The 25,785-nt window shown below is 53.5% G+C and carries 22 protein-coding genes; 14 read left to right on the forward strand and 8 right to left on the reverse strand.

All coding sequences use genetic code 11. From position 1 onward, the window contains the following. The first annotated feature begins 1 nt into the window (after position 1). From BLW37_RS10040 to BLW37_RS10050, 3 genes are all read left to right on the forward strand, one after another. Positions 2 to 1,393 (forward strand): Na+/H+ antiporter NhaC family protein, encoded by a 1,392-nt coding sequence (locus tag BLW37_RS10040; RefSeq protein ID WP_091342415.1) that lies wholly within the window; start codon positions 2 to 4, stop codon positions 1,391 to 1,393. Continuing rightward, on the forward strand, positions 1,393 to 2,103 hold the full coding sequence (locus BLW37_RS10045) for a M15 family metallopeptidase (RefSeq protein ID WP_091342416.1): 711 nt from the start codon (positions 1,393 to 1,395) through the stop codon (positions 2,101 to 2,103). Before BLW37_RS10040 ends, BLW37_RS10045 begins: the two co-directional genes overlap by 1 nt. Positions 2,104 to 2,213: 110 nt before the next feature. Continuing rightward, complete coding sequence (locus BLW37_RS10050; RefSeq protein WP_091342418.1) at positions 2,214 to 3,635, forward strand: amidase; 1,422 nt, start codon at positions 2,214 to 2,216, stop codon at positions 3,633 to 3,635. A gap of 217 nt (positions 3,636 to 3,852) precedes the next feature. On the opposite strand, the gene BLW37_RS10055 is transcribed toward BLW37_RS10050, so the two are convergent. The 5 genes from BLW37_RS10055 to BLW37_RS10075 all read right to left on the reverse strand — a co-directional run bounded on the left by BLW37_RS10055 (position 3,853) and on the right by BLW37_RS10075 (position 9,629). Continuing rightward, positions 3,853 to 4,707, reverse strand: coding sequence for a universal stress protein (locus BLW37_RS10055; protein WP_091342419.1), 855 nt, complete (start codon positions 4,705 to 4,707; stop codon positions 3,853 to 3,855). A gap of 10 nt (positions 4,708 to 4,717) precedes the next feature. Next, positions 4,718 to 6,202, reverse strand: coding sequence for a SulP family inorganic anion transporter (locus BLW37_RS10060; protein WP_091342421.1), 1,485 nt, complete (start codon positions 6,200 to 6,202; stop codon positions 4,718 to 4,720). 305 nt (positions 6,203 to 6,507) lie between these two features. Further along, entirely contained in the window at positions 6,508 to 6,735 is a 228-nt protein-coding gene (locus tag BLW37_RS10065; RefSeq protein ID WP_091342423.1) for an addiction module protein, read from the reverse strand. Between the two features lie 106 nt (positions 6,736 to 6,841). Beyond that, the gene (gabT, locus tag BLW37_RS10070) at positions 6,842 to 8,128 is read right to left on the reverse strand and encodes a 4-aminobutyrate--2-oxoglutarate transaminase (RefSeq protein WP_091342424.1); all 1,287 of its coding nucleotides are present in this window, start codon (positions 8,126 to 8,128) and stop codon (positions 6,842 to 6,844) included. A gap of 43 nt (positions 8,129 to 8,171) precedes the next feature. After that, entirely contained in the window at positions 8,172 to 9,629 is a 1,458-nt protein-coding gene (locus tag BLW37_RS10075) for an NAD-dependent succinate-semialdehyde dehydrogenase (RefSeq protein ID WP_091342426.1), read from the reverse strand. Between the two features lie 119 nt (positions 9,630 to 9,748). Between BLW37_RS10075 and BLW37_RS10080 the strand changes: the two genes are divergently transcribed. The 7 genes from BLW37_RS10080 (at position 9,749) to BLW37_RS10110 (ending at position 17,350) form a co-directional block, all read left to right on the forward strand. Further along, positions 9,749 to 10,660 (forward strand): LysR family transcriptional regulator, encoded by a 912-nt coding sequence (locus BLW37_RS10080; RefSeq protein WP_091342428.1) that lies wholly within the window; start codon positions 9,749 to 9,751, stop codon positions 10,658 to 10,660. A gap of 22 nt (positions 10,661 to 10,682) precedes the next feature. Then, complete coding sequence (gene aceK, locus BLW37_RS10085; protein ID WP_091342430.1) at positions 10,683 to 12,437, forward strand: bifunctional isocitrate dehydrogenase kinase/phosphatase; 1,755 nt, start codon at positions 10,683 to 10,685, stop codon at positions 12,435 to 12,437. Between the two features lie 59 nt (positions 12,438 to 12,496). After that, positions 12,497 to 13,240, forward strand: a complete 744-nt coding sequence (locus BLW37_RS10090) for a tRNA-uridine aminocarboxypropyltransferase (protein ID WP_245785689.1) — start codon at positions 12,497 to 12,499, stop codon at positions 13,238 to 13,240. A 121-nt stretch (positions 13,241 to 13,361) separates the two neighbouring features. Further along, positions 13,362 to 13,913, forward strand: coding sequence for a GbsR/MarR family transcriptional regulator (locus BLW37_RS10095; protein WP_091342432.1), 552 nt, complete (start codon positions 13,362 to 13,364; stop codon positions 13,911 to 13,913). A gap of 10 nt (positions 13,914 to 13,923) precedes the next feature. Continuing rightward, the gene (locus BLW37_RS10100; protein WP_091342434.1) at positions 13,924 to 15,297 is read left to right on the forward strand and encodes a cytochrome ubiquinol oxidase subunit I; all 1,374 of its coding nucleotides are present in this window, start codon (positions 13,924 to 13,926) and stop codon (positions 15,295 to 15,297) included. Next, a complete protein-coding gene (gene cydB, locus BLW37_RS10105; protein WP_091342436.1) occupies positions 15,294 to 16,298 on the forward strand; it encodes a cytochrome d ubiquinol oxidase subunit II in 1,005 nt (334 codons plus the stop codon). The genes BLW37_RS10100 and cydB overlap by 4 nt, the downstream gene beginning before the upstream one ends. A gap of 110 nt (positions 16,299 to 16,408) precedes the next feature. Further along, positions 16,409 to 17,350 carry a LysR family transcriptional regulator gene (locus tag BLW37_RS10110; protein WP_091342437.1) on the forward strand — a complete coding sequence of 314 codons (942 nt, stop codon included), beginning with the start codon at positions 16,409 to 16,411 and terminating at the stop codon, positions 17,348 to 17,350. Between the two features lie 107 nt (positions 17,351 to 17,457). Here the strand turns inward: BLW37_RS10110 and aceB are convergent, their stop codons facing one another. After that, on the reverse strand, positions 17,458 to 19,077 hold the full coding sequence (gene aceB / locus BLW37_RS10115; protein WP_091342439.1) for a malate synthase A: 1,620 nt from the start codon (positions 19,075 to 19,077) through the stop codon (positions 17,458 to 17,460). Positions 19,078 to 19,336: 259 nt separating this feature from the next. On the opposite strand from aceB, the gene BLW37_RS10120 reads away from it, so the two are divergent. The 4 genes from BLW37_RS10120 (at position 19,337) to BLW37_RS10135 (ending at position 21,485) form a co-directional block, all read left to right on the forward strand. After that, complete coding sequence (locus BLW37_RS10120) at positions 19,337 to 20,032, forward strand: DUF2726 domain-containing protein (protein WP_091342441.1); 696 nt, start codon at positions 19,337 to 19,339, stop codon at positions 20,030 to 20,032. Between the two features lie 244 nt (positions 20,033 to 20,276). Continuing rightward, positions 20,277 to 20,651, forward strand: coding sequence for a response regulator (locus tag BLW37_RS10125; RefSeq protein ID WP_171907592.1), 375 nt, complete (start codon positions 20,277 to 20,279; stop codon positions 20,649 to 20,651). Between the two features lie 75 nt (positions 20,652 to 20,726). Continuing rightward, positions 20,727 to 20,921: a hypothetical protein gene (locus tag BLW37_RS10130; RefSeq protein ID WP_091342445.1), complete on the forward strand. Its 195-nt coding sequence runs from the start codon at positions 20,727 to 20,729 to the stop codon at positions 20,919 to 20,921. Positions 20,922 to 21,068: 147 nt separating this feature from the next. After that, positions 21,069 to 21,485: a response regulator gene (locus BLW37_RS10135; RefSeq protein WP_091342447.1), complete on the forward strand. Its 417-nt coding sequence runs from the start codon at positions 21,069 to 21,071 to the stop codon at positions 21,483 to 21,485. On the opposite strand, the gene BLW37_RS10140 is transcribed toward BLW37_RS10135, so the two are convergent. Together BLW37_RS10140 and BLW37_RS10145 are read right to left on the reverse strand one after the other, a co-directional pair. Then, entirely contained in the window at positions 21,482 to 24,643 is a 3,162-nt protein-coding gene (locus BLW37_RS10140) for an efflux RND transporter permease subunit (RefSeq protein ID WP_091342448.1), read from the reverse strand. The two genes, BLW37_RS10135 and BLW37_RS10140, sit on opposite strands and share 4 nt — an antisense overlap. A 5-nt stretch (positions 24,644 to 24,648) precedes the next feature. Then, on the reverse strand, positions 24,649 to 25,707 hold the full coding sequence (locus BLW37_RS10145; protein WP_091342450.1) for an efflux RND transporter periplasmic adaptor subunit: 1,059 nt from the start codon (positions 25,705 to 25,707) through the stop codon (positions 24,649 to 24,651). Between the last annotated feature and the right edge of the window lie 78 nt (positions 25,708 to 25,785).

Here is a 25,785-nt window from a genome sequence, read left to right on the forward strand (position 1 = left end):
TTTGTCTGACTGGTTAACCATCTTACCGGCCCTGGTGGCCATTGCGGTTGTGCTGTGGCGTAAAGAAGTGATCCTGGCCTTGCTGGTGTCCTTGTGCAGTGCTGAGTTGTTGCTGTTGCTGCAAGCCGGCCAGTTTGGGGTAGGTTCGGCGCTGCTGGACGGGCCGGTGCAAACCCTGGAGCGCATTGTCGGCGTTACCTCCTCCACCGACAACGCCCGCCTGCTGATGTTCTCTTTAATGGTTGGCGCTGTGCTGGCCTATATGCGCTACTCCGGCGGTGTCTCGGCCATGGTTGAGCTCTTTGTGAAAAAAGGCATTGCCCGCAATCAGCGCCAGACCGGCTTACTAACATTTTTCATCGGCGTGATGGTGTTTATTGAGTCGAACCTCAGCTCACTGACCGCCGGTATTACCGCCCGTGGTTTGTTCGATAAATTTAAAATGAGCCGGGCCCGGCTGGCCTACATCATCGACAGCACCAGTGCACCCATTTGTATTCTGATCCTGCTAAACGGCTGGGGCGCCTATATTCTTGGCCTGGTATCGATGTACGAGCTGGAAAAAAGTACCGTAGCGGTACTTATTGGCACCATACCGCTGAATTTCTATGCCCTCATCACCCTGACCGTGGTGTTATACACCATTATCAGCGGCAAAATTTATGGCCCGATGCGCCAATCGGAGAAAGAGCTGAATACGCTGGATAAACACACCGAACTGGAAATCGCGCCCAGTCATCCATCCTTTATGCTGGTGCCTTTGCTGACGCTGGTGTTTGCTATGGTTGGCTTTATGATGTGGACCGGCAACGGCAACCTGGTGGATGGCTCCGGCTCAAAATCGGTGCTCTATGCCACCACCCTGGCCTGCCTGGTGGCTTACAGCATGATGCTGATTAGCCGCCGCTTCAGCCACAAAGAGCTGGTTGGCATTGGTTTTAAAGGCATGAACGAACTGCTGCCGCTGGTTACCATCGTCTTGCTATCCTTAGCCCTTGGTGCCAGCATGCGCCAACTGGGCACCGGTGACTTTATTGCCTCCATCGTCAGCGATGCACTGCCGCTATTTTTGATCCCGGCGTTGTTGTTTTTAGCCGGCGCGCTGATTTCTTTTACCACCGGCACTTCCTGGGGCACCTTTGCCATTCTGATCCCCATAGGCATGCCGATGGTGATCGTGCTGGGCCTGCCGCCCGAGCTGGTACTGGCAGCGATTTTAAGTGGCGGGGTCTTTGGCGATCACTGCTCGCCTATCTCGGACACCACTGCGGTCAGTTCCGTAGCGGCTGGCTGCGATCTGTTGGAGCATGTGAAAACCCAGCTGCCCTATGCCCTGTTCTGCGGCATCCTGGCCCTTTTCGCCTTTATGACCGCAGGATGGGTGATGATTTGATGAATGTAAGAACCACAGCCGGCTATGTTGCCGGCGCACTGTTACTCAGCGCCTGCGCCAGCCAGACCGAGGCCCCGGCAACGGATCCGAGCCAGCAACCGGCTGATTTTTACGATATGGCGCAGCTGATCCCAAAAGCAGAGTTTCATATCGCGTATTTTGGGCCCTATAACTTTGTTGGCACAAAAGTAGATGGCTACGAAGCCAATAAATGTTTTCTGCAAGCCAATGCTGCTTCCGCCTTGCAACGGGTATGGCAGGCTGCCTGGCAGCAGGGCTACAACTTGCGCATCTTTGATTGCTACCGGCCACAACGGGCGGTGGATCACTTTGTGCGTTGGTCGCAGGATTTGGCCGACACCCGTACCAAAGACGAGTTTTACCCAAATCTTGGTAAAGATCAGTTGGTCGGTCAGTACATTGCCGCCCGCTCTGGCCACAGCCGTGGCAGTACGGTCGATCTAACCTTAACCCGTCGTCTTAGCCAGGGGAGCTATCAGGCGCTTGATATGGGCAGCCCCTTCGACTTATTTGACCCTGTGTCCAATGTCGATGACCCAGGCATTAGCCCGGAGCAGCGCGCCAACCGACAGTTGCTGATTGATTTGATGGCAGCTGAAGGCTTTGCGGTTTATTCCATGGAGTGGTGGCACTTTACCCATCTGCCGCCGGCCTACCCAGACACTTATTTTGACTTTGTGGTGCGCTGACACCAAAGCAGAAACAGCCATCGGCTCAACCGATGGTTAATAACTTGGCTGATGGCTGACGCCTGCAATAATAGCGGCATGTTTCTGGCTCTGGCAGAAGGTGAGCAGCATTGGCCATTCATTATTTAGCGGTAACCGAGATCCTACAGCAGTTCCGTCAAGGCAGCCTGACGCCCACCGAACTGATGCAGGCCTATCAGCAACGTATTCGCCAGCTGGATCCCAAACTCAATGCCTTTACCAGTCAGTTTCAGCAGGATGCGCTAAACAAGGCAGAGCAAGCTACTGCACGGTGGCCACAAAGTCAGGCTCGGCCACTGGAAGGCTTGGCCGTGGCCATTAAAGATGAAACCTACATTGAAGGCCAAATCACCACCAATGGCTCCCGTCTGCTCACCGAAGCCATGGCCACCAGCACCGATCCGGTACCGGCCCGCCTGCTGCAAGCCGGAGCCATCGTGCATGGCCGTACCACCACACCAGAGTTTTCTACCGCCGGCGTCACCTGGTCGGAATTGTGGGGTGTTAGCCGCAATCCATGGAATCCGGCCATCAGCTGTGGCGGCTCTTCCGGTGGCTCAGCCATTGCCGTCGCTACCGGCATGTGCAGCTTTGCCAATGGCACCGATATCGGGGGTTCGGTGCGGATCCCGGCCGCCTTTTGTGGCCTTTATGGCTACAAGCCACCGCATGGCCGGGTACCAGAGATCAGCCCGTACAACATCGACCCTTACTGCCACCACAGCCTGCTAACCCGCACGCTGGATGATTTACTGTTGCTCTATCCGTTTATTAAAGGCCCGGATTGGATGGACTCGCACTCCTTTATTCCAGATGACAACCCCGGCTTAAAGCCGCGCAAACCCTTGCAGCAATTAAAAGTGGCCCTGGCACCGACGCTTGGTTTTTATCAGGTGGCGGCCGACATCCGTCGCGAGCTCGACCATACTGCCGAGGCACTGCGTGCTCAGGGCGTGCAGGTGGATTTGATAGAGCCAGCCTGGGATGAACGGGTCATTGAAACGGCCAAGATCCATCAGCGGGCTCTGATGGGCATGACGCTGAAGCAAAAATTTGGCGCACCCGATGCTCGCAAGCAACTCACCTCCTATGTGCAGCATTACCTGGAGATGGTAGACCAATTAACAGTGGATGCTATTTTTCAGGCCAATCTGCACAGCTGCGCCATGTGGGATGCACTGGCCGTAATTTTCAAAGACTATGATCTGCTGCTGTGCCCGACCCTGGCCACCAGTGAAGTACCAGCCGATTTTGATTACAGCAAGGATGGTATGCAAATCAATGGCGTCGATGTGGATGCCAACAAGGGCTGGTTTATGACCTATCCGTTCAATACGCTGGGGCAATGCCCGGTGCTGGCGATGCCGAATGGCTTTTGCGACAACGGGGTACCCAGTTCAGTGCAGATAGTGGGCCGCCCTTATCAGGAAGCCGATGTGTTTCAATTGGCCAGAGCGCTTAGCACCACCCTAGCCAAAGACTTCTACACCAGCAAATTTCCAGAGCTTTAACCAAACCCGGCAGAGCCGGATGGTTGGTACTACTTACGCAACAGCAGCAGGGATGCTGCGGAGGCTGAAAGGGCACAGGGATGTGCTCCTTGAAGCCGGTGGAGTAAGTAGTACCAGCCAGCCGGCTTTTACACTGATCATTGTCGTTCAGCTCTATCCGCTGTTACGTAAGCACTCCAGCCACTCGGCCATCAGGGGCAGTTTATCTTTGGTAAAATTAACGCAGCACCAACAAGGAGCACTTGGCCTTGCTGATCATCGCCGTGGTGGTGCTGCCTAAAAAGAACTGCCGAATGCGACTATGGCCGTAAGCACCCATCACCAGCAAGCCGATGCTGTGATCCTGCTGGTACTGGTTCAGTACCACATCCGGCTCACCGGCCACTATGGCCACCGTCACCTCAAAGCCTTCGCTGCGTAATTTAGCGGCCGCCTGCTCCAGCTGCACCCTGGCCGCTTCGACATCGGCACCCGCCATCACCAGATGGCACGGCAAGCCTTTGCATAAAGGGCTTTCCGCCAGCATGTTCAGGCTTTTGGTGGCGGTTTCACTGCCATCAAAAGCCATCAGCAAACTTTTCGGCTCCACAAAGTGTTGCTGGGTCAGCAGCACTGGTTTTTGCATGCTGCGGATCAAACCTTCGACATGCAGCCCAAGTTGGCCATGCGCATCGGCACTGCTAAAGCCACGCTTACCCAGCACCAGCAAACGGATTTCATCTTCCAGCTCCAGCAAGCTGGTGACAAAGTGGCCATGGCGCAAGCGCTCATCCACTTCGGAGACACCAGCCGCTTCAGCCCGCGCCTTGGCGGCATCCAGTATTAAGCGGCCGCGCTCCAGCGCCAGTTTGGCGTGCTTTTCATCCAGCTCGGCCAGTTGCTCCAACAGAATTTCCTGCGAACCAAGGCCAATGGTGCCACTTAAATCCGGCGTGTTGGTGTGTTGGGCCCGATCCAGGATATGCAGCATCGACAAAGGTGCATTCAGGCGGTTGGCCGCCCACACACTGTAATCGCAGACCGCCTCAGCATAAGGAGAGGCATCAATGCAGGCCATTACTTTTTTAATCATGGTTATTCTCCTAATGTCCCATCAATTTTTCGACCGCATCCGGGCGGTTGTGCACAGCGAACTTATCCACCAGAGTAGCACTGGCTTCATTCAAACCCACCAGTTCCACTTCGGTACCCTCACGACGGAACTTGATCACCACCTTATCCAGCGAACTGATGGCGGTAATATCCCAAAAATGAGCCCGGCTTAAATCAATGCGGACTTTTTCCACCGCCTCTTTAAAATCAAAGGCACCGATAAATTGCTCAGAGGAGGAGAAAAATACCTGCCCCACCACCTGATAGGTCCGCTCATGGCCATCTTTCGACAAGGTAGAGCCGATGTACAAGATCCGGCCCACTTTGTTGGCAAAAAACAGCGCACTTAACAGCACACCCACCAGTACACCATAAGCCAGGTTATGAGTAAATACCACCACCACCACGGTTGCTATCATCACCACACTGGAGCTTTTTGGGTTGGTTTTCAAGTCTTTAATTGAGCTCCAGTTGAAGGTACCAATGGATACCATAATCATCACAGCCACCAAAGCAGCCATTGGGATCAAACCGACCCAGGTATCCAGAAACACCACCATGACCAACAAAATAACACCGGCCAATAGAGTCGATAGCCGGGTACGACCACCGGATTTCACATTGATGATGGATTGACCAATCATGGCACAACCAGCCATACCGCCAATCAAACCAGAACCCAGGTTGGCAACGCCCTGGCCAACACACTCGCGGTTTTTATCGCTGCTGGTATCGGTTAAATCATCTACAATAGTGGCTGTCATCAGGGATTCCAGAATGCCTACCACGGCCAACGCCAGCGAGTATGGGAAAATAATGGCTAAGGTTTCAAAATTGAGCGGTACATCCGGCCACAGGAATACCGGCAGGCTGTCTGGCAATTCACCCATATCCGATACCGTACGGATATCCATGCCGAAATACAGCGCCAAGGCGGTCAGTACGACGATACAAACCAAGGGGGATGGGATCGCTTTGGTGACATAGGGGAACAGATAGATGATACCCAGGCCCAGCGCCGTCATACCATACACCATGACAGTGCCATGCTGACCACTTAGCTCAGGTAGCTGTGCCATAAAGATCAAAATAGCCAGCGCGTTGACAAAGCCAGTGACTACCGAGCGCGAGACAAAGCGCATTAACTCGCCTAATTTAAGCAGGCCAAACACAATTTGGATTAAGCCACAGAGCAAGGTCGCGGCCAGCAGATACTCCAGACCATGATCCCGCACCAGCGTAATCATCAGTAGCGCCATGGCACCGGTAGCAGCAGAAATCATGCCCGGCCGGGCTCCGGTAAATGAAATAATCAGACAGATGGCAAAGGAGGCGTACAAACCTACTTTTGGGTCGACCCCGGCAATAATAGAAAAAGCAATGGCTTCAGGGATCAGCGCCAACGCAACCACTATGGCAGCAAGCACATCACCACGAAGATTAGAAAACCAGTTTTGTTTTATAGTAGCAAGCATGTATATCGTCCTGCGTAGTTCGATTGAAAGTAAAGATAGCTGGAACAGGCATGCAACTGATGACAGTGCGTGCTTTTCACAGCAATTTCATTGGATCGTACGTAGGAAAAACAATTACATTGGCCTGCGTCCTGTTCGCGATTGCTTAGCAATAGGGGGTGAAAAAGGCGCGTAGTGTACAGTAAGGCAGTGAAAAAGGCCAGAAAATGGCTATTTCAGAGGTTTTTGTAGATCAAAGTAAAAAAATATACTTTCTATACTCGTGACGCCCAATAATTGGGCTTGCGCGACAAACTTTACCCGCTTCACCTGACGATACGTTTTGCTTCAGCAAAAACGTCTTCAGCAGCAAAGACCGGCATTTCGCCTTTATCATACGCAGCTACACGCTTTTCAATTTCCAGTTGCCAAGCAGCTTCAATTTCTGTCAGCGCTGGACTCAATGACTCGAGCATAACTTCTGCTAATTTCGCGCGCTCTTCAGAGTTCAAACCCAGTGCTTGCTCTTCGATTTGCTTTAATGAAGTTTGCATAAAAACCTCCTGCCTGATACATCAAGTCTACACCATTTCTGCACCATGCTGAGTACAAATCTGCAAATGGCTTAGAGTTGACAGCACATGTAGCCGCGGGCAGGCATTAGTGCTGACTCAGCAAAGAATGCATCAAGACTTCCAACTTTTCCAAGCCTTCATGCAGCACCTCAAACTCGATGGTCAGAGGGGGCAGGAACCGGATCACATTGCCGTAAAAACCACAGGCCAGCAGGATCAAGCCGTGTTGCTCTGCCGCCTTGATAATGCGTTGCGTCAGCTCCGGGTTGGGCTGATTGGGATCCGCGTCTTTTACCAGCTCCATCGCAATCATGGCACCTTGCTGGCGAATATCACCAATCACAGCCGGGAACTGACGTTGCAGGCTGTGCAGACTTTCGGCAAAAGCCGCACCGATGGCGCGGCTGCGCTCAACCAGATTGTCCTGCTCAATCACATCCAGCACGGCCAGGGCTGCAGCACAGCCAACCGGCGAGCCACCATAGGTACCGCCGAGGCCTCCCGGCAGTGGCGCGTCCATAATCTCGGCCTTGCCCACCACAGCCGCAATCGGGAAGCCACCGGCAATGCCTTTGGCCATGGTCATCAGATCCGGCTCGATGCCACTGTATTCGGTGGCAAAAAATTTGCCGGTACGACCAAAGCCGGTTTGGATTTCATCGGCGATCAACACCATACCATGCTGATCGCACAGCTGCCGCAAGGCCTGCATAAATGCTTTCGGTGCCGGATAAAAGCCCCCTTCCCCTTGGACGGGTTCAATAATAATGGCCGCCACATCCTCTGGCGCGATGTCGGTTTTAAACAACGTCTGCAAGGCTTTTAACGCCTGCTCAACCGAAACACCATGGTAGGGGATCGGAAAAGGCGCATGGAAGATATCGGCCGGGAAAGGACCAAACAGGTTTTTATAAGGGGTCACTTTGCCAGTCAGCGCCATCGTCATATTGGTACGACCATGAAATCCACCGGTAAAGGCAATCACACCGCGACGCCTGGTATGCGCCCGGGCTATTTTCACACAGTTTTCCACCGCTTCAGCGCCCGTGGTGACAAAGATGGCTTTTTTTGCCGATGCGCCTGGTGCCAACTGAGTCAACTTCTCGGCCAGCTCTACCGCTTGCGGATAAGGATTGATCATCACGCAGCTATGGCTGAACCGGCCGACTTGCTCTATCACCGCAGCGACCACTTTTGGGTGCGAATGACCGGTATTGCAAACCGCAATGCCGGTGCCAAAATCAATGTAGCGTTTACCCTCGACATCCCAGACTTCGGCATTACGGGCATGCGACACATACACCGGGTACAGGTTGCCTTGCCCGCGGGCGATGACGGCTTGTTTTCTGGCTTGCAATTGCTGGTTACTCATATCAACCCCATCGTTGTTCTATACGCTTATGTTTCACATTGCATTAGCGGCTCAGACCGCCAAGACAGACATACTTCACATCCAGATAGTCGTCCAAACCATAGCTGGAGCCCTCCCGGCCATAGCCTGACTGCTTCACTCCGCCAAAAGGAGCTGCGGCATTGGAGATAATGCCTTCATTTACCCCCACCATGCCAAAAGCCAATCCTTCGCTCACCCGCCAGATCCGGCCAATATCCCGGCTGTAGAAATAGGCTGCTAAGCCGTATTCGGTATCGTTCGCCTGCTGGATGACTTCATCTTCAGTCTCAAAGCTTTGCAGCGCCAAAACCGGGCCAAATATTTCTTCCTTAGCGACCGCCATGTCAGCCGTAACGCCCGTTAATAACGTGGGTTGGTAAAACAACTGCTCCGCCTCGCTGCGTTTACCACCACAGTGCAAACGCGCACCTTGTTCGGAGGCCTGTTGCACCAGCTCATCCACCTTATCGCACGCATCCATGCTGATCAGTGGGCCTATGGTCACGCCATCGTCTGTACCCACACCGAGCTTCAGTGAAGTCATGGCTTGTTGTAGTTTCTTAGTAAAATCAGCCATCACCCCTTGCTGCACAAACACACGGTTGGTGCAGACACAGGTTTGACCGGCATTCCGGAACTTAGACGCCATCAGCCCCTCGATCGCGGCATCCAGATCGGCATCCTCAAACACGATAAAAGGCGCATTGCCGCCCAACTCCATTGAGACCCGCTTGACGGTATCCGCACATTGTTTGATCAGTTGTTTGCCAATCTGGGTAGAGCCGGTAAAGCTGAATTTGGCGATACGTGGATCCTGAGTCAGTACTTTGCCAATGGCTTTGGCATCGGTTCCTGCTACCACATTAAATACCCCGGCAGGAATACCGGCCCGATCCGCCAGCTCGGCCATGGCCAGAGCAGATAAAGGTGTTTGCTGGGCAGGTTTCACCACAAAGGTACAGCCGGCCGCCAGGGCTGCGGCAGCTTTACGGGCAATCATGGCGTTTGGGAAATTCCATGGTGTAATCGCAGCAACCACCCCCACCGGCTGTTTCAGTACCAAAATACGCTTATCGGCTGCAGGGCCCGGAATGGTATCACCATAGACCCGCTTGGCTTCTTCAGCAAACCACTGCACATAAGAGGCGCCGTAGCCAATTTCACCTTTGGCTTCCGCAATTGGCTTGCCTTGCTCCAGCGTGAGCAGTAACCCTAAGTCGTCCTGATGCTCCAGCATCAACTGATGCCAGCGTAATAATAGGCGTGCTCGTTCCGCAGCGGGTAAGGCCGCCCACTCTTTGAATGCCCCGGCAGCAGAAGCCACAGCTTGTTCAGCGTGTTCAGCGCTGGCATCCGCCACCCGGACCAGCACCTGGCCGGTTGCCGGGTTGGTCACATCAAATTGCGCTGCAGCCCCATGCCAGCGGCCTTGCCAATAGGATTGTGATTTGAGTAATTGCTTGTCTTTAAGTGATTTCATTCTTGCCTCCTGCAGCTTCTATCTGCTGATGATTGCTATTGAACACCAAATCAAACTAAGATTAAATATCAACGTATAAACGTTTAGTTTGAATTTTATCAAACAAAAGAGTCTGGTGTATGAACAATCTGACCCAATTCGACCTGAAACTGCTGCAAGTATTTCGTACCGTGGTGGAATGTGGTGGTTTTACTGCCGCAGAGACTAGCCTGAATATTACCCGCTCCACCATCAGCATTCACATTGCTAATCTGGAGCAGCGGCTCAAGCTGCGGCTGTGTCACCGCGGCCGTCAGGGCTTTGCGTTGACCCAGGAAGGTCAGCAAATATACAATGGCATCCTGCAATTAGGCGAAGCTCAGCAACACTTTTCCCGGCTGGTCGCCTCACTCGACAATCAGCTGAGCGGCGAGCTGGTGGTGCTTAGCTCGGATCAACTGCCACCATCCAGGTTAAGCTGGCTGGCCAAAGTGATCGATCGGCTGGCCGAGGTGGCGCCTGAGCTGGAACTTTGCCTGGATACAGCACCACTGCAACATATTGAGCTGGCAATGCTGCGCGATGAGGCCCATCTTGGCTTGATGCCCGGCTATCGGCAGATCGATGGCCTGAGCTATCAGCCTTTATTCAGTACCCCCATCTATCTGTGCTGCGCACAAGGGCATCCGCTGTTCGAGCGGCCAGATGCCGAGATTGACGACGCCCTGCTGGCCAGCTACCCGGCCATTTACCCCGGGGTCGATATTGATCCGGCCGGCCGGGCGCAACTGCAAAAGCTTACCCCAAAGGCCAAAGCCTACCAGTTCGATACCCGGCTGGCGTTGCTGCTATCAGGCCGCTACCTGGGCTATCTCCCAGAAGAGCTGGCGAAACCGTATCAGCAGACAGCCCAAGGCCCCAGGCTGCGCTTTATTAAGCCTCAGCACTATCAGTATGCCTTTCGCCAGTCGCTGGTACGTAAACAGAATCCGAAAGAGCAAACCAAGGTTCAACTTGCATTTGAGTTGTTTCATGCGATGATGGACAGCTGATGTTCGGCCACTCGACGTTGCTATGCAGCTTACCGCTAAAACCATCGCTGAATTGATTTTAAAAGGCTTTAAACGCCACTTTGCGTTGTTTCAGGACAGCACAGCTGCGGCCAGCCGCTATTTTAATCAAGCCGATTGGCCGGGCTTTTTGCAGCTAAGCTCCGAGCGGATTTCGTTTTACGATCAGCGCGTTAATGAAACGCTGCTGCTGCTGAAAAAAGAACTGCCGGATCCGGGCGGCTCCGCCGGTTTCTGGCAAGAGGTGAAGCAACACTACAGCGATTTGTTGCAGATGCACCCGCAGGCTGAGTTGGCCGAAACCTTTTACAACTCGTTGTTTTGCCGGTTGTTTGAGCGCAAGTATTTCCACAACCAGAATATTTTTGTGCAAAGCACCCTCAATCGCCAGCAATTGCCGGCCCCGGTGGCTTCGGTGTACGACAGTTATTTTCCGGTGCAAAACAGCCTGAAACAAACCCTCCGCCACATCATTGCAGACTTTCGTTTCGGGCCCGATTTTATCGATTTGGAGCGTGATATCCGCTATCTGGTGCGCAGCTTTCTGGATCAGTCCAGCCATGGCCGTTTCCCGCTGCACCTGATCCGTTTTGATATTTTAAAAAGTGCTTTTTACCGCAACAAAGCCGCTTACATTATTGGCAGGGTAGTGACCCCCGAAGGCCAGCAGCCCTTTGTGATCCCGGTGTTGCACCAGCAAGCCTGCTCCACAGCACCTAGTGAAGGCCTTTACTTAGATACCCTGATCACCGAGCCCGAGCAACTGTCGGTGGTGTTTGGCTTTTCCCGTGCTTATTTCATGGTGCAAAGCCAGGTTCCCTCGGCCCTGATCCAGTTTCTGCGCGAACTGATGCCACACAAAACGCTGGCCGAGCTGTACGCCAGCATAGGATTGCACAAGCAGGCCAAAACCGAGTTTTACCGTGAGCTCTTGCAGCATTTAACCCGCTCCAGCGATCACTTTGTCGCCGCGCCCGGTATCCGCGGCCTGGTAATGATGGTGTTCACCCTGCCGTCTTTTCCCTATGTGTTTAAAGTGATCCGCGATGAGTTTCCGGAGAGCAAACCGATCAGCCGCGCCACCGTCAAAGCCCGCTACCTGCAGGTGAAAAAACACGATCGGGTCGGCCGCATGGCCGATACCATGGAATACTCGGATGTGGCGCTGCCTATAGACCGTTTTGCCCCCGAGCTGCTGGAGGAGCTTCAACAAAGCATCGGCGGCTCGCTGCGCATCGAAGACGACTTGGTCGTGATCAAGCACTTGTACATTGAGCGGCGCATGATCCCGCTGAATTTGTATCTGGAGCAGGTGGGCAGCGACGAAAAATCCCGCATCATGAAGGATTACGGCCAGGCGTTAAAAGACATTATTGCCGCCAATATTTTCCCTGGCGATATGCTGCTGAAGAACTTTGGTGTTACCCGCCACAAGCGGGTGATTTTTTACGATTACGACGAAGTGCAGTACCTGCTGGATGTGAATTTTCGCGCTCTGCCCAAAGCCGAATCGATTGAGGATGCGCTCTACAGCGAGTACTCGGTCGCACCGGGCGATGTGTTTCCTGAGCAAATCAGCACCTATGTCACCGCCCAACCCGAGCTGCGCGATTTACTGCTCAAGTTCCACCCCGAGCTGATGGATCCGGCATACTGGCAGCAGATGCAGCAACGCATCCGCGCCGGCCAGTTTGATGATGTGTTTCCCTACCCGGATGGCATGCGTTTTAGCGTCCGTTACAATGAGCATTCGGCCTGAGCTTGCTGGCTTGGGTAAGGGTTTGTATACTGCCGGCTCTTTTACGGGAGCAGCAGCCTTTGTCGCAACAACAGCCATCAGCCAAGCTACAACACCCCTCACAGCAAAACTCGGTGCTGGCTTTGCGCGAGCGCGAATTGCTGGCCTCGAAACGGGTGTTTTTGGCCCGTGGCGCCAAACTCAAGCGCTGCCCGGCCTGTTTGCTGGCTGAAGCCCACTGCATCTGCGCCGCCAAACCCAAGCCACAGCAAGGTGCAGCCTTTTGCCTGCTGATGTACAAGGGCGAAGCCTACAAACCCAGCAATACCGGCCGCATCATTGCCGATGTGATGGCCGATAACCATGCCTTTTTATGGCAACGCACCGAAGCCGACCCTGCCCTGCTGGCACTACTGAGCGATCCGGCCTATGCCCCCATACTAATTTTCCCCCACCAATACATAGCACCAGAGCGCTGCATTGGCAGCAAAGCCGATATCGACCGGGTCTGCGGCGGTAAAACACCGCTGTTTGTACTGCTGGATGGCACCTGGCGCGAAGCCAAGAAAATGCTGAAAAGCCCTTATCTGCAAGCCTTGCCGGTGCTTGGCATTGCGCCAGAGCAGGCCTCGGACTACCGGCTACGCGAAGCAGCGCACCTGCACCAGCTATGCACTGCTGAAGTGGCCATCGAAGTGCTGCGCCTGGCAACCTTGCCTGAAGCCAGTACCGCCTTGCAACAGTATTTCCGCGCCTTTCGCGCCGCTTACCTGAAAACCAAACCACATTTGGATCCTGACCGCCACACGGCTTCCAACTGCTAGCAAAGTAGACAACAAGCATCAGGGCCTGGCATAGGCCAAAAGTTCCGATTTTTATTGATCTGGATCAAATCTCATTTATAATGCTTTCAGAAATTTCTGAACATTCAAAAGGAAGATAGCTATGCGGATGACACCCATGATCGAGTCCTTTGTCTGTCACTTTGGTGAAATGGGCAGTCGCTGGGGCTTTAACCGTACCGTTGGTCAGATCTATGCGCTGTTGGTGATTAATCAGCAGCCACTCTGTGCCAACGATATCGGTGAGTTGCTGGGTATTTCCCGCGGCAATGTCAGCATGGGTTTAAAAGAGTTGCATAGCTGGCAACTGGTGCAGACCACCCACCGCCCGGGCGATCGCAAGGATTACTACCAAAGTCGTGGCAGTATCTGGGATATGGCCAACCGGGTGTTTGAAGAACGCCGTAAACGAGAAATTGATCCAACCCTGTCGCTGCTGCGCGATATCCTGCTGGATGAGGCCGGCAATGCCGAAGAAGCTTATGCCCAGGAGCGCATCGCCGAAATTCACGACTTGCTGGAAAACATCACCGACTGGGCGCAAAGCCTGCAGTCGTTATCGCCGGAAAAGCTGAACACCCTGATGAAGCTGGGCTCCGGCGTTGGCAAGGTGCTGGAATTTAAAGACAAACTGATGACAAAAAAAGCCGACTAGCGAGGTTCTCATGTTGGATACTCTTATGCTGTCGCGGATCCAATTTGCCGCCAATATCAGCTTTCATATTCTGTTTCCTACCATCACCATTGCCCTTGGCTGGTTGCTGTTTTATTTCAAAATCCGTTTTGATTTCTCCAAACATCCGATCTGGATGCGGGCCTACCGGTTCTGGGTGAAGGTCTTTGCACTCACCTTTGCCCTGGGGGTGGTCAGTGGCATCACCATGTCGTTTCAGTTTGGCACCAACTGGCCGGGTTTTATGGAAACCGTTGGCAACATCGCCGGCCCTTTACTGGCCTATGAAATTCTGACCGCCTTTTTCCTCGAAGCCACTTTGCTTGGTATTATGCTGTTTGGTTTTCAACGCGTACCTGGCTGGGCCCATACCGGCGCTACCTTCCTGGTGGCTTTGGCAACCACCTTATCTGCGTTTTGGATCCTGGCGCTTAATTCCTGGATGCAAACCCCGGTTGGTTTTGAGATGCGTGATGGCGTGGCTCACGCTACCGACTGGCTGGCGATTATTTTCAGCCCTTCCTTCCCCTACAGGCTGGGGCATATGTTGTTGGCTTCGGCGCTGACGGTGTGTTTTCTGGTGGCCGGACTTTCAGCTTACCGCTTGCTACGCGGTGATCAGAAAAAAGCGCCCAAAATCACTTTAAAAACTGCCTTGTTCAGTGCAGCCCTACTGGTACCACTGCAGATTTTTGTTGGCGACCTGCACGGGTTAAATACACTGGAACATCAACCACAAAAAATAGCAGCGATGGAAGGCATCTGGGAAACGCAGCAAGGAGCGCCGCTGGTACTGTTTGCAATACCGGATGAAGAAAACCGCCAAAACCGCTTTGCGCTGGAAATTCCGAAGCTGGCCAGCCTGATCTTAACGCACCAGCTTGATGGTGAACTAAAAGGTCTGAATGAGTTTGAAGGCGAGCACCCGCCGGTGGCGCCGGTGTTTTACAGCTTTCGGGTGATGGTTGGTATTGGCATGCTGATGCTGCTAATGGCCTGGTGGTGCAGCGCCCGTTTGTACCGCCACGACAGCCTGACCCCATTGCAATTGAAGCTGCTGGTCGGCATGACCTTCTCTGGCTGGGTAGCCACCCTGGCCGGCTGGTATGTCACCGAAATCGGTCGTCAGCCCTATCTGGTCTATGGCGTACTGAAAACCCGTGATGCCGTCACCACCATTGCAAGCGAGCAGGTCGCTATTACGCTCAGCCTCTACCTGCTGCTTTACGCCGTGCTGCTGTTTGCTTACATCAAAACTCTCTTCGTGCTGGCAAGAAAAGCCGTGGATGTCGAAGAGTACGACTTAACACGGCCAGGCCTGCCTGAACGCAAAGCCAATCCCATGCCAGAAGGAGCCCCTGTATGAGCTGGTTAACTGCCGAAAATCTGGCGCTGGCATTTGCTGCCCTCACCGCCCTGTCGCTCTTGCTGTACGGGATTTTGGATGGCTACGACCTGGGGGTAGGCATCACCCTGCCAATGCAGAACGAAGCCTGGCGTGACACTGCCATCGCCTCCATCGGCCCTTTCTGGGATGCCAACGAAACCTGGCTGGTGATGGCGGTTGGCTTGTTACTGGTAGCCTTTCCCGCTGCTCACAGCGCCATTTTGCACGCCATGTACCTGCCTGCAGCTCTGCTGCTGATTGGCTTGATCCTGCGCGGTGTGGCCTTTGACTTTCGTGCCAAGGTCAAGCCAGCGCAAAAACGCAACTGGGACTGGACCTTTAAAGCCGGCTCTTTGCTGGCGACCTTCAGCCAGGGCTTTATGCTGGGTATTTATGTGATGGGGCTGAACTACCAACTGAGCAGTGTGCTCTTTGCTTGCTTCAGTGGCCTTTGTGTCACCGCCGCCTACGCCATGATTGGCAACGCCTGGCTGATAGGCAAAACCAGCGGCGAGCTGCAGCGCCATGCGATTGCCACTTGCAAAAAAGCCGGCGTGCTGACCTTTGGCGGTATTCTGGCAGTCAGCATGATCAACCCGCTGGTCAATGCCAATGTGTATGCGGTCTGGACCGAGCCGCCATTGGCGTATTTCTATGCCGCCATTCCCCTGCTTTGCTTTGGTATGTTTGCACTGGGTTATTTGGTGTTAAAGCGTTTGCCCTTGCCGGATGACAAAGGTGCCTGGCTGCCCTTTTGGCTAACGCTGATTATTTTTGTCTGCTGTTTTGCCGGTCTGGCACTGAGTTTCTATCCTTTTGTGGTGCCGAACGAAATGACGCTGTACGAGGCGGCCAGCTCGAAAGAATCGCTGCAGATTATTTTCTTTGGCGCTATCTTTGTGCTGCCCTTTATTCTGGCCTATACCGCAGTAGCTTACTACGCCTTTCGCGGCAAGGCCGATGATTTGAAGTACTATTAACCAAAAACCCAACCGAACACAGTGGGCGCTGTTATAAATTTTAATGCAGTGCCCATTCACCGGTGTTATGATTCAGACAATCAATGTCCAACCAAATAAGCATTGAACGGATGAATATCAACAAAGTCGATTTAAACTTGCTGGTCTATCTGGATGTGTTGCTGCGGGAGAAAAACGTCACTCGCGCTGCCAACCAGCTGAACATCACCCAGCCGGCGATGAGCAACGGCTTAAAGAGGCTACGCGACTTACTGAACGATCCCATATTGGTCCGCACCTCGGAAGGCATGGTGCCGACCGAGCGAGCCAAAGAGCTGGCACCCATTGTGCGCGGTGTGCTGCTGACGCTCGAAGAAAGCCTGCAGCCACACAAAGATTTTGACCCCAGCCAGAGCAGCCGGGTGTTTCGCATTATGGCCAGCGACTACGCCGCCTCCACCTTGATCCCGGCATTGCTGAAAAAAATGCGCGAACAGGCACCAGCCACCACGCTGGATATTATGACGCCATCCGACGTCACTTTTCACGATGTGGAAAACGGCAAGGTCGATATGGCCATCAACCGCTTTGATCAACTGCCACAATCCTTTCACCAGAAAACCGTCTGGCGCGATAATTTTGCCTGCCTGGTCAACCGCAAAAACCCGGTACTGAAGCAGTTTAATCTGGAAGGCTATTTAAAAAGCCGCCATATCTGGGTTAGTAAAACCGGCTTTGGCGTTGGTGTGGGCATGGATCCAAAAGACATTCAAAAACTCGGCTGGGTGGATGAAGCCCTGGCTAAACTGGGCAAGCAGCGCACCATCAGCGTTTTTACCCGCAACTACCATGTCGCCATGCATTTGGCGGTGGAAATGGATCTGATTGCCACCTTGCCACTGCGGGCCGCTCGGCTGTACGAAAACGACGACAGCATGGCGATTTTAGATCCGCCTTTTGCCATCCCATCCATAGAGCTGAAAATGATCTGGAGTCCGCTGCTGCATCAGGATGCCAGCCATATCTGGCTACGCCGCCTGATCACCGAAACGGCGGATGAGATCAATGCCTAATGATTGAAAAACGTACTTTGAAAGTTCAGCCGCTGCCAACATCAGCAAGATCAGCAGCGGCTGCAGTGGCTCCCAGCATCCCAGGTTAGGGAGAGCCAAAGTCGTTTTTACGGCAGTAAATCGTAGGCCGGTAGAGTTAAAAAGTCCACCAGCTCATCGGCCGTGGTAATGTTCAGCAGCAAACTTTTAGCCCGCTCAAAGTTCTGGTTGGCCCAGACATCGGCGCCCACTTCCCCTTTCACTACCTCAGCTTCTTCATCCAGCATACTGGCAAACAATGCTTTGGTAACCAGCTGGCCATTGCTCAGCGTTTTGCCATGCTGGATCCACTGCCAAATCGAGGCACGGGAAATCTCGGCGGTGGCAGCATCTTCCATCAGGCCGTAAATGGGTACACAGCCTTTGCCACTGATCCAGGCAGCCAGGTACTGCAGCGCCACACGGATATTGGTGCGCATACCGGCTTCGGTGCGCTCGCCGTCGCAAGGCGCCAGTAAGTCGGCGGCCGTCACCGGTGCATCCTGCTCACGCAGTACGTTCAATTGATTTGGTTTATCCCCCAGATGCTTGTTCAGCACTGCGCCAGCGGTAGCTGCTAAGCCAGGGTGCGCAATCCAGGTGCCGTCGTGGCCATTGCTGGCTTCCAGTTCTTTGTCGGCTGTAACTTTAGCTAAGATGGCTTTATTCTGCTCCGGATCTTTGGCTGGAATAAGGGCCGCCATCCCGCCCATCGCCAAAGCACCACGCTTGTGGCAGGTTTTAATCAGCAAACGTGAATAAGCGCTTAAAAACGGCTTATCCATGGTCACCACCTGCCGGTCTGGCAGCACCCGATCCGGATGGTTTTTCAGCGTTTTAATGTAGCTAAAAATATAATCCCAGCGACCACAGTTCAGTGCCACGATATGTTCGCGCAAACTGTAGAGAATTTCATCCATCTCAAACACCGCCGGCAGAGTTTCAATCAGCACGGTGGCGCGAATGGTGCCTACCGGCACGCCAAATTTTTGTTCGGTGAAACGAAACACATCATCCCACCACTTGGCTTCCTGATGGCTTTGCAATTTCGGCAGGTAAAAATAAACGCCGGTGCCCATGTTCTGCCGCTGCGCCAGGTTATGAATAAAGTAGAGCGCGAAGTCCATCAGAGCACCAGGTACCTGGCCGCCATCCACCTGCAAGTGTTTCTCCCACAGGTGCAGGCCACGTACCCGAGCGATTAACAGCGCTGGGTTGTCTTTGAGCGCATAGTGCTTGCCACTTTGCGGATCGGTATAGCTAATGGTACCCAGGTTGGCATCTCTAAGATTGATCTGGCCCTCGACAACGCCTTGCCAGGTGGGTGATTGGGCATCCTCAAAATCGGCCATGAAGACTTTCACATCGGCATTTAGCGCATTGATCACCATTTTACGATCAACCGGGCCGGTTATTTCCAGCCGGCGATCCTGCAGATCGTTCGGAATAGCAGCTACTTGCCAGTCACCATCCCGAATGGCCTTGGTCTCTGGTAAAAAATCCGGCAAAGCACCAGCATCAAAACGCGCCTGCTTTTGTCCACGCTCAGCCAGCAATTGTTGCAGCCGGGGCCGAAACTCGCGTGTCAGCTCCACTAGCAATGCACAAGCCTCCTGGGTAAACACCTGTTCCAGTTGCTGCTGAAAGTCGGCATCGGTCGGATAGCTTTGAATGGACAGGCTCTGGCGTTCAATCGCTGTGGTCGTCATGGGCATCTCCTTCACGGCCAGCACAGCTGGCCTGATGATTCATGGTTCACCTGAAACTCAGTCTCAGGTGGAAACTTAGTTGCTGTACCTCACTATAAGCCGCCAGCAACCATAATTAAAATCAATGAGCGATATACTTGCGATTCATACTGAAAATATCACTATTGCCACCCACTCATAATGTTGGCATAGCTTGTGCTTTACTCTCACCAGTACAGGAAAATTCTTGTGGCTATGTCAATTTCTTGTCGGAGGGATTATGGAGTTTATCTTGCTATTGCTGGTTGCCCTGGTGGTGGTTGCCGCGCTTGTCGCCAGCCGTTTTGTCGAGCAGGGCAATCCGTTTCCATTTCAAAAACGTGGTCCTGTTTTTACCCAGGTTGAACGTGGATTTTTACGATTACTGGAGCAAGCGGTCGACAAAGAGTACAAGGTACTCAGCCGGGTAAAGCTGGCCGATGTGCTGGACTTTAAGAAAAACACCAGCAGCAAAACCCGTCGCAACGCCTTGCTAAAAATGAACCACAAGTACCTGGACTTTGTACTCTGCGATCCAAACGATATGACCATAGTAGCGGTGATTGATTTGGTGAACCCCAACAGCAAACAGGGGCACAAGGCAAGCCACGACTGGTATGTCAGTGGAGCACTGGAAGCCGTTGGTCTGCCCTATCTGCGCATGAAAATTAAGCAAGGCTATTCGGTCGGGGATATTCAGCAGTGTCTGATCAACCGGCTGGGAGCCAACATTAAGAAAACCGAGCCCATCATTAAAGGCCGCTTCAAGAAAGGGCCAACCCGACCGGTTCGCCCTATCCGCCCATTGATGCCGGCAGCGGTACAATCGGATACAATAGCAACCTTACCTTTAAAACCGGCTAGTCCAAGATTTACACCAGCCTTGTCGCAATCGCAAATTAAAGCGCAATCGACAGCTCTGGTCCAGGCTTCTTAACGCATTGGAGAAATGAGTCACTCCTGCGATAAGTCGGATGCCGCCTGCTGCAACAGGCGGCATCATTTTTCCTGCTGATGCACCGAGAGCGGCAAAAAAGTCCTCCACTCCCTTCCAACTGACTGCTGATGAAAGTCTGATAAATTTCGGATAGTTGCGTTCCCATATTCCCAAAACAGCAGTCTCTCATCTACACTCAGAGCTAACCCCACACTCTATGCTGATTTTGCCAGGGAATGACAGAATGAAAAATGCGTTGATCATTGATGATAATGCCGTAATCCGTGAAGTATTACGACAAATTCTGATGACGATGGACTTCACCCGAATTATTGATGCCCCAAACGGCCGACTTGGGTTGCAACATGCCATCTACGACCAGGTGGATGTGGTATTTCTGGATTTGGAGTTGCCAGATATCCATGGTATCAGCCTGCTAAGTCAGCTAAAAGAGGCCTGTACGGCCCCTGTCGTGGTGATTACCTCACACAGCACGCGTGAAAATCTACAGCAAGCGATTCAGGCCGGAGCAGCAGGTTTTATTACCAAACCTTTCTTTGGCCAAAAAATTGCCGATGTACTGCAAAAACTCAGAAAGAGAACAACCAATGTGGCCTAAGCCACATAATAGTTTAAGTTTAACCAGTGTCTGCCGATACCATGATGACGACTTGCTCTAACCCAAGGAGGTTTTATGAGTCAATCCGTTGGCGCCACGGCTTCGGCCCAGGCGTTTGAAGTCCTGGGGGCTGTGATGGCAAAAAAGCAGTTAAACCAGGAAGCACAGATGACTAATCTGTTAGTGGAAAGTGCAATGCAATCATCTGCAACAGCACAAAGCCCATCACAGGTTGGCAATCTGGGTATGAACATCGACATCAAAGTCTGATGCGAGTAAGGCAAGTCAGCACAGTATCAGCCGTTGCTGTGTTGTTTGCCTTTTTTATAACAGCCACCAGAGCAGCGACTATACTTTGAGCTGAGTCGGTCATTGCATTGAACCGACAAAAGTTGACTGCGGCAAAAGGAACTTGCGATGAACATCACCACAGCACTGATCATCGATGATAATGCCACCATCCGGGAATTGCTGCGCCAAACGCTAAAACTGCTTGGCTTTTCACTGGTAGTGGATGCCAATTCTGGCCAACAGGGGCTGCAACAATTGGAACATCAGAGCTACGATGTGATCTTTCTTGATCTGGAGCTGCCTGATATTCATGGCACCAAGCTGATTCACCAACTAAAAGCTCTGGCCCCTGCCTGCCCTGTTGTCGTGGTGACCGCACACAATACCGTAGAAAATTTGAAGTTTAGCGTGCAAGCCGGCGCTGCTGGCTTTATTGCCAAGCCCTTCTCTGCCGGTAAGATCCAAAGCATTTTGCAAAAAAACCTGAGCAACCCACAGCGCCCGACGCCTGCAAAAGGCTTTGGCTGGGCCAATCGCTCTTAATGCCGCACTGGCCGCTTGCCAGTCAGCGCCTGCACCAATTGCTCACTGGCACCGATAATCAACAGATACAACACAGGAACCAGCAACAAGGTGAGCAACATAGCTCCCAGCAAACCACCAATTACGCTGATCGCTAGTGGTTGCATGATCTCAGCTCCCTCGCCCAACCCTATCGCCAGCGGCGTCATGCCCAGCACCGTGGTCAGCGTGGTCATCAAAATAGGCCGCAGCCTAACCTGACCGGCTTCAATAATAGCTTGCTCCATAGCTTTGCCTTCAGCACGACCAAGCTCAATGTACTCCACCAACAAGATGGCATTGTTCACGACGATGCCAATCAATAGTACCACCCCAATCAATACCGGGGCCGACAGCAAACTACCGGTTAGCCATAATGCGAGCACCACACCCATCAATGACATGGGTGCGGCAGCGATAATCACCAGCGGATTGCTCAGCTTCTCGTACTGCACCGCCAGCACCACAAACACCAGAAAAATCGACAGCACAATCACCAGGCCAAGCTCACGCTGGGTTTCCTGCATGGTTTCCCACTGGCCGCCTAAAATCAGGCTAAATTGATCCGGTAGCTCCAGATCGACCAGCCGTCGCTCCACTTCAGCCATTAGGCTGGCTACATCCGACTCGGCGGTATTGATATCGGCATTCATGCGCAGCAAGCGGCTTTGATTCTCCCGCTCAATATGAGCCGGGCCATCGGTCAGTTCAAACTGGGCCAGATCACGCAAGAACACCGTCTGCCCCTGCTGACGAAACAGCAGCAAATTACCGAGTTGTTCAGCATCCTGCACCTGAGCGCGTGGCAATTGCACCCGAATATCGTACTCACGGGTCTGATCAACAAAACGTGACGGTACAGCGCCATGCACCGCTTGCCGGATAGCCTGGCCAACCTCTGCCACGCCCAAACCAAAATCAGCTGCCCGCTCACGATCAACCCGAATTTGCAGCAAAGGGCTTTGCTCTTCGCGGGCGGTTTCCAGTCCCTGCAAGCCAGGTACATCCTGCAATAAAACCGCAATCTGATTGGAGACCCGGTGCAGGCTGGCTAAATCTTCCCCGACAATGGCCACCGAGAAATCAGCTCCGGCACGGCCAAAACGTAAACCGCGGATGCTAGGTGGCCGCACACTGATACGGGCACCGGGCAAGGACAGCTGCTGCAACGCCTGCTGGGTATGACTCACCCACTGTCCAGCGGTCATTTCGGGTCGCTGACTAGCAGGTGTTAGCTGCAGGCGAAAGTTCGCCACACCGGGGCGCTCATTAACAATGCCGCCACTTAAATGGCCCCCCACCAGAGCAAACAGCGTCTCCACATGGGGCATTGAGGCCAGCAGCGCTTCTACTTCGCGGCTGATGGCTTCTGTTTCCTGCGGCGGTGTGCCAGGTGGTAAAGCAATACGTACTGAAACACTGCCATCATCGACCGGAGGTAAGAATTCGCCGCCCAACTGCTGAAACAGCTGGTAACTGCCGAGAAATGCCACCACAGTAGCCGCCAGCACCCACCAACGTGCTTTCAGCACCCAAGCCAGCAAACAGCCATAGCCCTGCCGGAGTTTATCCAACAAGCGGTGAAAGCTTCGTACTGGCAGGCTTTGGCTCAAACCACTTTGCCAACGCACTTTACCAAGCAAAGCTGCCAGCATCGGCACCAGTGTCAGGGCCGCGACCAAAGTGGCTAAAATTGCAAAGGAGATGGTTAGGATCATTTCCCGAAACACCAGCGCCGCCATGCCGGTGATTAATAAAAAAGGCACCACAGCAGCCAGGTTGGTCATGGTACCAGCGATGACCGCTGAAGCGACTTCCGCCGAACCCTCTTTGGCTGCCTGGTTTGGCGCTTTATGCAACTGCTCGTTGTGGCGGAAAATGTTCTCCAGCATCACAATGGCATTATCCAGCAATAAGCCAATGCCAAGCGCCAACCCGCCCAAACTGATGATGTTGATGGTCAACCCACCCTGCCCCATCAGAGCAAAAGTCGCCATCAAAGCAATCGGAATGGATAAGCCGATAACAAAGCTTTTGCGCACACTGCCCAAAAACAGCCAGACCACCAGCATCGCCAGACTGCCGCCCAAAATGGCGGCACTGGAGACGCTGGCAATGGCACCGCGGATAAAAAAGGCCGGATCATTAATGGCCTGCACCGCCATATCCGCCGGAATAAAACCTGAACGATCCAATTGCGCTATCACGCTTTGCACCTGCTCCACCACGTCGACGGTATTGGCTTCCGGCAACTTAAACACCGACAGCTGCACTGCAGGGACGCCATTTAACCGGCTGAACACCCGTTGCTCGCGAAAGCTGTCAGTGACGCTGGCCACTTCTCGCAAACGAATGCGTTGATCGGAGCCTGGTAGCGGCAGCAGCAGCTGCTCGATGTCTTCAACGCTACGAAAACGGCCCTCGGTTTTGGACATCACATCAAAACGAGCCGAAGTGACCCAGCCGCCAGCGATATCCACATTTTCTGCAGCCAACTGCTGTATCACATCCTGCATGGTCAGCTGATAGGCGGCCAAGCGATGCTGGTCCAGTACCACCTGCACCTCACGCTCCAAACCGCCCGCAGCCTCGACCGAAGACACCCCTTCTATGGCAATCAAATGCGGGGTTAACCGGTTTTCGATCCAGTCGCGCACATCCACTTCGGTACGGATCGGTGAGCTAAAACCAGCCTGCCAGATAGGCGCCTGCGAGGGATCAAACTTATACAGCCGGGGTGGTTCGATATCCCGTGGTAACTGAGTGCGCGCTAGCTCCAGCGCACGGGATGCATTTTGCAAGGCGACATCCAGATTGGTACCATAACTAAAGTGCAGATTGACATTGGTACGCCCTTCCGATGCCCGGCTGTCGATATGCACCAGATTTTCGACCGAAGCCAGATTGCGTTCCAGTACCCGGGTCACCTGCTCTTCCATCACCTCCGGTGCGACCCCGGAGTAATTCACCGTGACCCGGATTTGCGGGTATTCAATATGCGGCAATAAATCCACCGGCAAGCGCTGAATAAAAAACAGCCCCAGCACCAAAATAACCGATGCCAGTGCCAGCGTGCCGACCGGACGATCAATCGCCCAACTGGTGATGGCGGAAGTACGACTGGTTGAAGTTTTACTCATAAGGCTTAGCCCCGCCAACCAACAATACGAACCCGTTGGCCTTCCGTCATCTCTCCAGCCAGAGCTGCTAATACCACTTCGCCGGCAGTGACCCCTTCGGTGATCTCTAGCCACTGACCGCGCTGCACACCGGTTTGCACCGCACGTTTTTCCAAATGCTCGTTGGCGATAACCATGACAAAAGCCCCCTCATCCTGCTGCACCACAGCCGAGGCAGGTACGGCCAGCGCATCCTGCCTGGCATCGATCATCAGGTTGACCCGGCCCAGGAAGCCAGGCCGCACACCTTGCTGCCAGGCACTCGCTGACAAGGCGACTTCCACCGTAATAAAACGGCTGCTGAGTTCAGCCGTGGGGAAAATTCGGCGGATCTCCGCTGTCATGGTGCGACCCGGCATGGCATCCAACTGCACTTCGACCTGTTGCCCCAACCTCAGATAAGCCACATCGAGTTCAGACACGCCCAGATGCAGCACCAACTGCGACACATCAGTCAGCTCCAGCAAAGGATCCTGTTCGCGGATGCTTTCACCAAGTTCGATCCAACGCCGGCTTACCACCGCATCACGCGGGGCCAGCACAGTGCCAAACGCCACCCGGGTTTGCCATAATAGGTACTCACTTTCAGCGACCCGTAAAGCCGCCGCCTGGGCCTGGTATTCGGAGGAGCTGGTCAATTCACGCTGGTACAGCTCGGCCTGACGACGGTACGCCAGTCGCGCTTGCTCCAACAAGGCTTCAGCGCGGGCCAGTTCAGCCTGTTGCTCAGCCTGATTCAAACTCAGCAACAATTGGCCAGCACGAACATGATCGCCTTCTTCTACCAGAAGTTGCTGCACAATACCGCGGGTTTGCGCTGACAAGCGCACGGTTTCACGTGGCCGCACGGTAGCAGACAGCAGCAAGCGACGCGATAAGTCCCGGCTTTGTACTTCGGCTGCAGCCACAGCAATGGCTCTGCTTTCTGTGGTTGTGCTGGCTGAACGCCCTGCCTGCTCAGCTGGCTCACAGCCTGACAATAGCAGCAATGACAGCAACAACAGCAGCAACCATCCCCCTTGCATCCAACCACTTGCCCCGCCTACCTTCACAACGTTCCCCTTTGCATCATTCGATGATGGCCGATTAAAATGCTTCACTAT

The sequence above is a fragment of the Alkalimonas amylolytica genome (assembly GCF_900107845.1).
Taxonomy (GTDB): Bacteria; Pseudomonadota; Gammaproteobacteria; order Enterobacterales; family Alteromonadaceae; genus Alkalimonas; species Alkalimonas amylolytica.